Origin of the sequence: Belliella alkalica, assembly GCF_022549785.1 — a bacterium.
In the GTDB taxonomy this organism is placed as follows: Bacteria; Bacteroidota; Bacteroidia; order Cytophagales; family Cyclobacteriaceae; genus Belliella; species Belliella alkalica.
The window spans coordinates 225,866-238,253 of the sequence record NZ_JAKZGO010000009.1; the positions used below are offsets into that span (position 1 = coordinate 225,866).

Below are 12,388 nucleotides of genomic sequence, written 5' to 3' on the forward strand. Positions count from 1 at the left end.
AAGATTGGAAGAAACCTGTTTATCTATTCGTTAATCACAGTAGGATTTATAACGTTCATAAGGGAGCTGATTATATGGTTAACATCCTAAAAATTACAGCTAGTTATTAAAAAGAAAAGCCCGGTTTTGCCGGGTTTTTGCTTTATAATACTACCACATTTTTCTCAAAGAAGTCTTTAAACTTCTTTTTGGTCAGGAAGGTGTCTATCATTTTGAAGACCATATTTTTTTCTTTGGGTTCGGGTTCAGCAATCAGTTTTAACTGTTCCATCAGGCTTTTATCTTCAATGGTCACTTTATTAAGAATGTTGCAGTCAAAGTTGAGCAGCTCATCAATGGTCATCCCTAAATTTCTGGCGATTTTGTTCAAGGCATCCAAAGACAGATCCCTGTCGCCAGCCTCTACTCTTGAATAATTAGAGCGGTGCATATTGACCAGTTCGGCAATCTATTGCTGGGTCAGTCCTTTTTCTACCCGGATGCTCTTTATAGTCTTACCAATGTGCTTCATTGCTCCTGGCATCTGAAGTAAAATACTTGATGTTTTTTAACTATCTATAAGGCACCATTTTGGTAACTCTGTTTTCTATTTATAAGTGTCATTGAGGTTGATTTTGTTAAATTAGTCCATTTTTGTCAGGAAAAAGTCAAATAAAAGTGGAGCTGTCAGTGTACAGACTATTAGATATTAATGCTACTTCACAGTTTTTCTATGTTCTTGTATGTTCTTGCAGATGCCGATGTTTAAAATGGGAGAATGAGTGCAATGTATTTATCAAATTAAGGAATTATCTTTAATGATAGATTCAAGAGGCTTACATAGTTGAATGCAAATCTTTATCTCTTCCCCCTCCCCCTTTTTTCTGATACTTCATCTCATGTATTTGAAGACTTTTTTGACTACCTCTTTGTTATCGGAAAATGTATTATGCTTCATTAAAGCCTCTCCTAATTCTAGGTTTTGAAAACTGCCAAATTTTGACTCAATCTCTTGATATATAGCATTTAATCTGTCCACTTCATCAGAAAATCGATTCGAAATCTTGATAGATGAGCCCAGAATAAATTGCGCTATATTAACCAAGTGGTTTTTGTCAATAGAAATATTGTTAAGATTTTTTGAATTGTAAGTCGGAGGAGGACTGGTTTTGCTGTTAATCAATCTAGATATTCTCTCATTTGCAATACTCTTTTGAAATAGGTGAATCAAAAAGAATTCACGCCTACTTTGGTCTATATCTTTTGAATCCCTTATTAAATGATCGACATAGCTATTGCTGACATATTCACAAAGATTCTCTTTGTCGATGCTCCTTAATTCGCCTAAAAGATTGCATGTTCCAGATGATCTTTATCATCCAAAACAATAAAAACTTCATCAGATGGATCCTGAAGGCTTTGTGAGAAATAATCAAAAGTGAGTAAATGGGTAGACATCGTATGTGAGTTTGGATTATATCAAATTGAAATCAAGTGCTCTCGCAACAAAAATACGAACTCATTATAACTTGTTTCCTTTTGTATGAGATTTCTTCTTTACCACCGAACCAACAATCTTTTCAGGCAATTCAGCAGTTTTAAGGTCTTGGCTATTTCCATTTTGAATTGAATTCCCCTTCAATTTATCTAACTTATTCTCCTTCTTAAATACTGTTTGGATATGCTCGTGTAGAGCATATAATTTGGTAAAATCTTCGGTAAAGTGGTTCGAAATTTGTAAAGTTTTGCCCACAAGGTCGGGATTAAATTCCCGACCTTTTTTTAATTTAACCTTTTAAACCATGACATCATTTTTCAATATGCTTCTTAGCGACAAACTCTTGGGAATCTAATATCCTCTTTTAATGGTATAAATTGCCAAAGCAGGATTATCAGTCTCAGAAGGCAACAGACCCGGGGTGCTTTCACCCTTAAAGTCATAGGCAACTGTGCTGACAAATTTATTCTTGTAAACGGACTTTGGCGGGTTGATTTTGAACATGTGTTCATAATTATAAATTTTAGTAAAATTATAAACCTTCTTACTTTCTTTGGAATAAAGTAAGAAAGGATCAAAATCCTTTAATAAAGAAAAATTAGTATATCTGCATGATATATAATCCTCATTTTCTGAAATATCCATCAAAAAACCTGTATAATTAGAGTCAGTGTCAAATATCCTATCCCGAACTTCTTGACTCTGTGTTTCTGCTATCTCGTATGGTATTTTGTTTTTGCCAAAATCCAGGACTAATTGGTGTTTGAGTTCTTTTCTGTCAAAAGAATATATGGTATCATTAAATCCATAGGTAAATAATACACGAGTCCCCCACTTTGAATATGCTTTGTTAGAAGAAAAAATACTTTCTCCCATCGTAACTGTTGGAATATGTCTTTCAAGGATTTTTCCAATATTCCTGTCTGTAACCAAAAGATTATAATCATCTTCACTTCCCAAGTAACTTTCATCAGGAGTTACTAAGGCAATTCCATCGTCTAGTTGCAGTATATTTCTGATTGAAACCACCATTTTTGTTTCACTGATAAAATTCCCATTTAGGTCATAATTTATTTTCATTTTTCGGAAATTGTCATAAATAGAGATCTCCTGATCTATAACTGAAAAGTCTTCAGGCAAAGTAAATTCCCCAGGCCCATCTCCCAAATTATTGATCTTAAATTCGAATTCTCCAGACAGCTTAAAACAAAATAAACTTCTTGATTTGAATTTATCCAAAATATAAATCCTGTTATCTAATATTTCTATCTTATTAATATTTCCAATCAAGCACTCTTTACTGGTTTCCAGCCTTATAATACTCAAACTATCAAGATTGTTTCTGTCAGAGAGTTCGTCTTGATGATTCAGATCCACTTTTAAAACTTGCTCTGCCGTAAGCTGACTGCTGTTTCCCCCCGAATTAGGTTTGCCACATTGAGAAAAAGACAACGCCATCATTATAATACCGAAATTTAATTTCCAACAATTGAATGATTTTTTCATAAAGTGTGAATTATTTAAATTCTATCACCACCGATCAAATTCCCGATGGTGAAAGATAAAACTAAATTAAAAAGCATTTGAATTCATAGGATAATATTTAATGGTTATATCAACCACACATGGATATAGACGCCTTAAATGTGTTATAAACTTATCATTTCGGTTATCATTCCGACAAGAGATATCTCCTGTCTCTCCATCAGTTCCATTTGCAATTGGAATATTTACCATTATCTGTGCATTAGACAAAACATTAACTTTATCTCAGAAGACCTCCTAAAGATTGAAAATAGACAATATTGCGACAAACTCTATAGCAAATAATAAATTTTTGATTTTCATAATCTAATATTAGTTAAAATTCAATTACCATCGAACAATGATTCTGACCTAATTTAACTTAAAGCTTTCATAGGCCTAATTCAAATAAAACAGAAATGACAATCATATATATCTCAATATCATATTCTGTTGTTTGATAAATAATCAATACTAATCAACTTGAGAATGAATTTTTATAGAATAATATATCCAAATTTTAATTAAAAAAAACATAAAAGCATCCTGCTATATCCTGTTTTATTAGTCGATACAACTAGCGGATTAAAACAATATGAATCAAGGGCATTTTCTTAGCTTGATTCAGATTAATTGATGTTCCAATTTCCTAAATATTTGAAAGAGAAAAAACCACATGATACACGCTACTTTGCCTTATAGGACTGAAGTAGTATCAAGTCTATCAAAAAAAAATATCCAAAACACCTTCTTTTTAGGCTAAATTCATGTGTTTCCTAATACTTCTTTATCTTCAAAGAAGCCATTTTCAATTTCCAAATTATCTGATAGTTGGTTCAAAACATTTAAAGTATTATCCATAAGGTCAGGATTTATTTCCCGACCTTTTTTTAATTTAACGTTCTATACAATGGCATCATTTTTCTACATCATTCATAGCAAAAAACTCAATCGATTCTATTCTGGTGTAACAAGTGTTTCCGTGCAGGAAAGGTTAGATAATCACATCAACAAAGTGTACTCAAAAAAACATGATAGAAAAATCACATCTGTAATTGACAGAAATTACCAGGAAAGATATACAGTATTGAAACATCATTTTTTACTTCAATAAATTCAAATCATATCAAGATATCTGCTAATCATCACTTAATGAAGAATAATGATTACTAATCCAATTGTTTTTACCTGAACGTATATGTTATTTGTCAAATAAAAACAGAGGTAAATAATACCATAAAAATAGTTCTTTATACCAAATAGGTTAATCTAACTGAAATAAAATAAAAGCTATTATAGGTTAGAAGTGAATATTTTCAACAGCGCAGCAAGAAAATAAAATTATTCTAGTCCAAATTCATTGATCTAGAATAATTAAGTTAGAAATGAGTGTTTTGACCGTAATTGTTATGGCATATTTCATCACAAAAGTAAAAATATAAAAATTAATATATTTACAATTATTCATATATAATTTATAATTTTTTTAATTCATAAGATTTTAAAATCTAATTGATAAATTAAACAACAAAAAAGAATACTGCATCTTTTGAAAAGAAATTTAATCTATGAGAACAAATTATGGAAAGGTCTTATTAATTCATAGAATTGATGGGTTTTTTGGGTTTTAATAAACAAAAATAAAACACTAGCAATGAAACTAAAGTTATGAAAAAATGAATTAATTACGATGGAAATTGGTATTATTAAGGAAAATCTGTTAAAAAAGAACTAAACGATAAAAAAGTTAAGATTATATTATTCATATTTATTATTCTAATATTAACAAATTATAAAAAAAATATTTCTTAAAAAAATTAAAATTAAAATTTAAATTTATTAAACATCAAAAAGACTCCTTTTATTTAAAAAAATAAGTAGTTTGTTGTTTATTTTTTATAACTTGTACATAAATAAACACTCTGTTTTCACCTAAAAAATTTAAATTATTAAGAAAAAAAATAAGTCTTTATAATTTAAAAAAAGTTTATAGTAAATTATAAATCAGATGGAGAACTGAATATCCTATGAGTCTCCATCAGTGAATCAAGTCATAACCAACCACTCTAACTAGTCAAAGCAGAAATAAAATAATAAGTTAATAACACATGAAAAGAAATAGAATTTTATTGATTGAAGACAATGTGATTTTAGCTGAAACTATTCGAGAGTTACTATTAATTAGTGGCTTTGATAATGTCAAAACTTTGCCTAATGGAGTAGAAATAGAAAAGGTGTTGAACTCTTTTGAACCTGATCTGGTGCTAATGGATATAAAATTGCAAGACGAGAAAGACGGAATCATTGTTGCAAAAACAATTCGTAGTTTAAAATCAACACCAATAGTATTTATTTCATCATTTAATGATAAGGCAACCATAGACAGAGCAAAAGAAGTGAATCCAGAAGCATTTATTTTAAAGCCTTTTAGTAAAGAAACATTAAACATTACGATTGAAATTATACTTAATAATCATTATTCCAAGTCAGATAGAAATTTAGAAATAGAAAATCAAATAGATAATGACATCTTATATGTAAGAGATCGAGGATGGTTGAAAAAAATCAATGTTTACGATATTGATTTTATAAAAACTGAAGGAAGCTACACCAGGATTATTACTAAAGACAAAGAGTTTACATTAAGAAGTCCTATAAAAGATATCATCAGTAACCTTCCTTCAGGAATATTCATTCGTGTTCATAAATCTTATATTATTAATTTAAAAAACATAGATGCAATAAATTCAAAAGAATTGATAATTGGGAACCATAAAATTCCAATTGGGAAAAACCACTATTCAGAATTACAAAATCACATTACCAAAATCAATTCTTAACTTCAATAAAAACTATATCGATGATCTCAAATACAAAAGGTTAGTTTTGACCTATTTTTATAGTATTATACTTTAAGCTGAAGGAAAACAACAGACCAAAATCAATAAAAGCTTTTTACAATTCTCGAACTATCTAATTTTTCACAAGCTATAATTCGGATAATTGATGGCCGAATAACTTTAGTCTATTTCATTATTAAAATTGTCTACTCATGGGTGCGTTATTATAAAAAACAACTATTTAAACACATGTTGAAAATTATTTGGAGTATACCTTAAACCAAAAACTATACTTTAACTAAAGTCCACTTCCTCAATCCTTTCATACATCAACCTCAATTCATTATTTAACTTTAAAATACTAAATCCCATATATTCGACAAATTCTTTCTTTTCGAATTCATTATTTAGATTTAAATAAATATCATATAGACCTAACAGATTAGCTACATGATTCATAACATTATGGGAAATGTGATATCTTACTTCAGTCAGCAAAATCTTTTGTTTAATCGTAAGATTGCACAGCTTTTTTAAATTTTTATCCAAACTTGGTTTTTCATTATTAATAGGTACTTGCAACGAATTATTAACTTGATTATCCGCAATAATTTTATCATTATACTTTAAAGCAATACCTGTTATTTTAGGATTTAAATTCCCAATATTCATGGGTTTGCCAACAATTGAGATCCGAATTGGCTCATTTCCTAAAAATGTTCTAAAATTGATGATTTCAGAGAAAGATTTATTATGAGTAATACTTTTCTTAATATTTCTCAACACCTTAAATCTTTCTGATCGATTTGGAATGAGCTCTAGGATTCTACTTGAACTAATGCATTTATTTCCATTAACCTCTAAAAATTCATTTAGGCTTTTTGAGGTTTTAATAGCTCCTGTATCAATATTAATTTCCCAAAAACCTATTTCTACTTGATTTGACATACAAATTTACTCAATTAATAAATGCTCTAATAATGATCTAAATTTAAGGAACTTTAATATCCGCCTATTTTCGTTAACCATTTCATCTTTTGCATTAAGGTGTTTTGATGTATGATTGACCACAACAACCAAGTTTGCCCATTAGTATAGTAAACAAGGTACGAAGAGTGGACGAAGGATAATTTGTTTCTTGAATAAACTGTTCATTTGACAGCTAATGATTTTATAGATTTCCATATCTTAAAAACAAGAACAACATAACTTGATAAGCTGACTAATTACATATTTAATTCCCCACAAATCCCTGATAGGGATCAGAATTACTTTGAATTAACAATACACTTCATGTCTTTTGCTTTTTAATATAAACCACACTAAAATTTTAAGGTTTTATTTTAACTATAAGTCAATAATTTTAAATTCTGTTCTTCTATTTAACTGATGTTCTTCTTCACTACATTCAATGCCGATACCACATTCGTTTAATAGTTGATCCATTCCAAAACCAATAGCTTTTATCCTATTTGCATCAATTCCTTGTTCTACTATAAAATCAACAGCTGATTGAGCTCTCTTTTCAGACAATGTTTGATTATAGCGTCTAGCACCACGAGCATCTGTGTGTGAATGAAGCTCAATTTTTAAAGTAGGATTTTCATTTAGTATTTTCACTAGATTCATTAAAGGTGCTCGCGCATCTTCACGGATATCCCATTTGTCAAAATCGTAAAAAATATTATCCAAAGAGTATACTTTGTTTACAACAAGCTTATCCAAAAATACTTCGACAAATTTTTCTTTTTGAAGCCTTTCATCTTGACTTCCTTTTACAACCTCTTTATAATCAGTTCCTATATAACCTGTAGAAGAAACTGTTAGATCATAAGGTTGGAGAAATGGGACTTTAAAGATAAAATTCCCTTCGTCGTCAGTAACATATCTCAAATTCACACCGTTGTCTGTGTTGATTGCAGTAATAACTGCATTTTGAATAGGTGTTCTGTCAACTTTATCCAAGACAACCCCATTCAAAATAAAAAACTCTTCAAAGTTTAAGGTAACTTGATATATATCATCACTCCCTTTACCTCCTATTCTATCAGAAGACATGTAAGCCTTATTATTTTTCAATTTATAGAATGAAAAATCATCTCTATTTGAATTGATCGGGCTTCCCAAATTCACAATTGAATCCGAATTTTCTGAATAATTCTGTATTCGAAAAACATCTAGTCCTCCTAGATTAGGATGTCCATTGGATGAGAAATACAAATCTTGCAGTTCATCAATAAATGGTGACCTTTCATCACCGAAAGTATTGATCACTGAGCCCATATTTTCAGCTTCTGCCCAAGTTCCGTCTTCCAATTTTTTGATTTGATAAAGATCTGTCCCTCCATATCCCCCAGGCATATCTGAAGCGAAGTATAGAACTTGTTGCTTTTCGTCCCAGAATGGATCGATCAACATATATTCTAAGCTTGAGTTTATCGGTAAAGCTTTTTCCTCAGAAAATGTTGAATCATTAATCATTTCCTTGTAAAAGATTCCTGGAAAAACTGTCAATTCTACCTTTTTAACCGTAAACCTTTTAGACTCTTTTGGCACAGGCGATTTAGTATAAAAAACTATTTTTGGAGTTTCATAAATAGGACCTATATGAAAATCATAATGATATTCAGGATTCAAATCTACATTTTTGACCGTGTTTGAAGAAGAGTCATAATTGGCTTTGTAAACAGATAAAAATCCATTTCCAGTCCATCCATATCGCTCACTAGAAAACGAATTTTTGTAATTGATCTTTCCTTCAAAGTCATCAATTCTATCCGATACAAACGAAAATTCCGTATTAATTATTTGAGCGCCAAATTCTGAAAAAGAAGTATTAACACCTTTTACTGGTTCAATTAGATTTTCCGTATGCGTATTTACGAGATCCTTTCCTTTTTCTATAGCAATCTTTACTGACTCTATTTCTTCTTGAGAAATTTCACCTTCTTCATTTTCTATGAAAATATCAATATTGGATTTTGCCTCAGAAAACTTTGCATTAGCTGCCAAAACCTTTGAAAAATTAAAGTAATCTAAATTTTCAAAAGCATACATTTTTAACAACTTCGAATACCATGCCTCTGCTTGTTCGAAATCTCTGATTCTTAAATTACTTTCAGCTAATCCTCTTGCAGCGGATGCATTTTCTTTTTTATTCCAAGAACTCAAATAGTCATCTTTTGCTAAAGAGTAATTGAGCATCCTTTCATTTTCTTTAGCAGACTTGAGATGCCTATCTTTTATTGTAGTACATCCCACAACGAAAAAGAGCATCAAATATGTAATTAATGTATAATTCTTTATCATATTTTAGAAATTTCTAGGGGAGATTGATTTAATTCTTTTTGCCGGAAATAAGTAACCTATCGAAATGTCGTGCGTCGAAAAACTCCTTGGATTAAATCCATTGACAGAGTGATCATAAGCATATCCTATACGAAGCCCCTCTGTGATATAAATCTCAATCAAACCTATAATAGAAGTACTTTTCTTTAGTTGATCATTGAGAGCCCTATCTGCATAATCTACAGCTGTTCTATAAGAAGCTCCAATCCAAAATTTCTCAATAAATACAAAAGAAGCGTTCAAATCCAGTCTCGAGGGAGATTTAAAATCGTCCATAAACATAAATGAAGGCCTGAATGCAACATTGCTATTGATATCGATCCAAGTTCCTGCTGAAAGATTAAAATGTGATCTAGGCTCCACAATCATGTCTCCATTATCAAAATCCAACAAAGGAGACATTAAGTTATCAACAGCTACACCCAAGAAGAAATTCTCATCGTAATAGAACAAACCCGCTTTGAAGTCGGGATATAACACTTGATTTTTACCTATTGGAACCGTAGGATCCTCAGAGTCTCCAGGCTGTAACAAAGCTCCATCTAACATAGAATTAACCATTCCTACCCCTACTCCAAAACTCAAAAATCTACTTTCTGAAAGCCTAAGATGATATGCCAAATTTCCATAAAAACCACTGGTCTTCTGAGCACCTATTCTATCCAATACTGCCACAACCCCAAATCCCAAATTTTGATTAGGTAAAAACCCATCTGCGCCAAGTGCAAATGTTTCGGGACTCCCTTCGACTCCCGCCCATTGTTTTCTATAGTAACTTTGTACATAAAGTTGCTCTTTATAGCCAGTGTATGCTGGATTTATAAAAAGAGGATTGAACATATATTGACTGAATTGAGGGACTTGCTGTCCCATCAATTCAGTAAAACTCAAGGCTACTAAGCCAATGATTATTAAAAACTTAACTCTTTTCATATTCAATTATCTTAAAATTGTAACATATCCAGTGAATACCTGCTCTCTTCCTTGATGGTCAATTGCTATAAGTTGATAGAAGTAGGCTCCTTCTGTCAAATTCCCTCCATTCCAGTCATTGGTGTAGTTTTCAGACTTATAGACTTCAACTCCCCATCTGTTGACTATTATTAATTTGGTAGTACTAAAGAAGTCTGTAATTCCTTCAATCACCCAAGTATCATTGATCCCATCTCCATTTGGTGTAAATACATTTGGAATTTTTAGCTCCATTTGGATATGCATAATTGTAGCAACATTATCTTCTTCGTTAACATCCAACTCCCTAGATTTTACTCTGACAGTATTTGAAATTTGTCCAGAATTTTCAGCTTCTACATTCACTACCATTTCCATTTCAACAGAAGCTTCCAATAGATCAACTTCCCATGTCAGCACTCTTGTGGTTGCATTGTAAGTAAAGCTTCCAGCTGACACTTGGGCATCGATAAACCTCACTCCCAGCGGGATAAAATCTGTGACGACAACTTTAGTGGCATTTGCCTGGGAATTATTGGCTACTTTGATAAAATAATTGAATGGCATACCAACCATGATCATTGGTGCGGATACTGTTTTTGTAATGCTTAGATCCACCACATTGATGACAACTTCCTCAGCGTCCACAATTACCTCTTCGAAATTATCCCCAGATACAATCACTCGGTTGACGATTCCTCCTGATTCTAAAGTTATCAGCGCAGTGATACCAATGTTTATTGTTTCATTTGGCTGAAGCTCCTCAAAATTCCATGTAATTTGATCTCCATTGATTTGTCCATCATGTGACATATTAATAATTGTCAAACCTGCTGGTAAACTATCTACTACTGTTATATTTTTCGCAGTAAATTCACCTTCATTCCTAATTCTGATTGTATAATTAATAACATCACCAGGAGAAGCTTTTTCAATATCAGATGATTTTGTTACTGATATGATGGTGGTATCATCAAGGACCGTTACATCCTCTGGTTCGGACTCAATCTCATCGTCTTCCATTGAAGGAGTTGTTACCACCGCAATATTTCTAATAACATGATTAAATTCTAAGTCATCATCTGTAGAAATTACCAAGCTCAAATCCACACTTGCTCCCGCTGCCAATGTTCCTAGGTTCCAGTTTACTGTACCTGAATCATTCACACCTCCATTATCAGCTGAAACGAATGCCGTTCCTGCTGGAAGCATATCGCTCACCATCACATCAAGTGCGTCACTTGGACCGTTATTGGATACAGTTATCGTGTAACTGATGTTCTCTCCCGCTATTACTGTCGGACTGCTGGCTGATTTTACAATGGTTAGGTTAGCCGATGTCTCCACATCAACATCCTCTGGGTCAGATTCTTTTGGCCCTTCTTCATCTGTTGGGGAATCAACTACTGCGATGTTACTGATAGTTGTTCCTACCTCAAGAGAAGGTGAAGTGGAAAGTATAAGATTCAATTCCACACTTGCTCCCGCTGCCAATGTCCCTAGGTTCCAGTTTACTGTACCTGAATCATTCACCCCTCCATTATCAGCTGACACGAATACCGTTCCTGCTGGAAGCATATCGCTTACCATTACATCAAGTGCGTCACTTGGACCGTTATTGGATACAGTTATTGTGTAACTGATATTCTCTCCCGCGACAACTGTCGGACTGCTGGCTGATTTTACAATGGTTAGGTTAGCTGATGTCTCCACATCAACATCCTCCGGGTCAGATTCTTTTGGCCCTTCTTCATCTGTTGGGGAATCAACCACTGCGATGTTACTGATAGTTGTTCCTACCTCAAGRGAAGGTGAAGTGGAGAGTATAAGATTCAGTTCCACACTTCCTCCTGCTGCCAAGGTTCCAAGATTCCAGTTTACTRTACCTGAATCATTCATTCCTCCGTTATCGGCTGAGACAAATGCGGTTCCTGCTGGAAGCATGTCGCTTACCATCACATCAAGTGCGTCACTTGGACCGTTATTGGATACAGTTATTGTGTAACTGATATTCTCTCCCGCTACTACTGTCGGACTGCTAGCTAATTTTACAATGGTTAGGTTAGCTGATGTCTCCACATCAACATCCTCTGGGTCAGACTCTTTTGGCCCTTCTTCATCTGTTGGGGAATCGACTACTGCGATGTTACTGATTGTTGTTCCTGCTTCAAGGGAAGGTGAAGTGGAGAGTATAAGATTCAGTTCCACACTTCCTCCTGCTGCCAAGGTTCCAAGATTCCAGTTTACT

Annotated in this window: 9 protein-coding genes; 2 read left to right on the forward strand and 7 right to left on the reverse strand. The window is 32.6% G+C overall.

Features of this window, described 5'->3' with window-relative positions; translation table 11 throughout:
- Positions 1 to 142: 142 nt before the first annotated feature.
- The 3 genes from MM213_RS12825 to MM213_RS12835 form a co-directional block, all read right to left on the reverse strand.
- On the reverse strand, positions 143 to 448 hold the full coding sequence (locus tag MM213_RS12825; RefSeq protein WP_369413918.1) for a helix-turn-helix domain-containing protein: 306 nt from the start codon (positions 446 to 448) through the stop codon (positions 143 to 145).
- Positions 449 to 1,501: 1,053 nt separating this feature from the next.
- A complete protein-coding gene (locus MM213_RS12830) occupies positions 1,502 to 1,732 on the reverse strand; it encodes a hypothetical protein (protein WP_241412792.1) in 231 nt (76 codons plus the stop codon).
- A 96-nt stretch (positions 1,733 to 1,828) separates the two neighbouring features.
- Positions 1,829 to 2,983 carry a DUF4934 domain-containing protein gene (locus MM213_RS12835; protein WP_241412793.1) on the reverse strand — a complete coding sequence of 385 codons (1,155 nt, stop codon included), beginning with the start codon at positions 2,981 to 2,983 and terminating at the stop codon, positions 1,829 to 1,831.
- Between the two features lie 928 nt (positions 2,984 to 3,911).
- Here MM213_RS12835 and MM213_RS12840 point away from each other — a divergent pair.
- Positions 3,912 to 4,115, forward strand: coding sequence for a GIY-YIG nuclease family protein (locus MM213_RS12840; protein WP_241412794.1), 204 nt, complete (start codon positions 3,912 to 3,914; stop codon positions 4,113 to 4,115).
- A gap of 994 nt (positions 4,116 to 5,109) precedes the next feature.
- Complete coding sequence (locus tag MM213_RS12845) at positions 5,110 to 5,841, forward strand: LytR/AlgR family response regulator transcription factor (RefSeq protein WP_241412795.1); 732 nt, start codon at positions 5,110 to 5,112, stop codon at positions 5,839 to 5,841.
- Positions 5,842 to 6,135: 294 nt separating this feature from the next.
- Here the strand turns inward: MM213_RS12845 and MM213_RS12850 are convergent, their stop codons facing one another.
- The 4 genes from MM213_RS12850 to MM213_RS12865 form a co-directional block, all read right to left on the reverse strand.
- A complete protein-coding gene (locus MM213_RS12850) occupies positions 6,136 to 6,789 on the reverse strand; it encodes a hypothetical protein (RefSeq protein WP_241412796.1) in 654 nt (217 codons plus the stop codon).
- Positions 6,790 to 7,188: 399 nt separating this feature from the next.
- Positions 7,189 to 9,150 (reverse strand): OmpA family protein, encoded by a 1,962-nt coding sequence (locus tag MM213_RS12855; protein WP_241412797.1) that lies wholly within the window; start codon positions 9,148 to 9,150, stop codon positions 7,189 to 7,191.
- Positions 9,151 to 9,153: 3 nt separating this feature from the next.
- Positions 9,154 to 10,122: a PorP/SprF family type IX secretion system membrane protein gene (locus MM213_RS12860; RefSeq protein WP_241412799.1), complete on the reverse strand. Its 969-nt coding sequence runs from the start codon at positions 10,120 to 10,122 to the stop codon at positions 9,154 to 9,156.
- Positions 10,123 to 10,128: 6 nt separating this feature from the next.
- Positions 10,129 to 12,388 (reverse strand): T9SS type B sorting domain-containing protein (locus MM213_RS12865; RefSeq protein ID WP_241412801.1); only part of this gene is annotated, 2,260 nt, incomplete at its 5' end.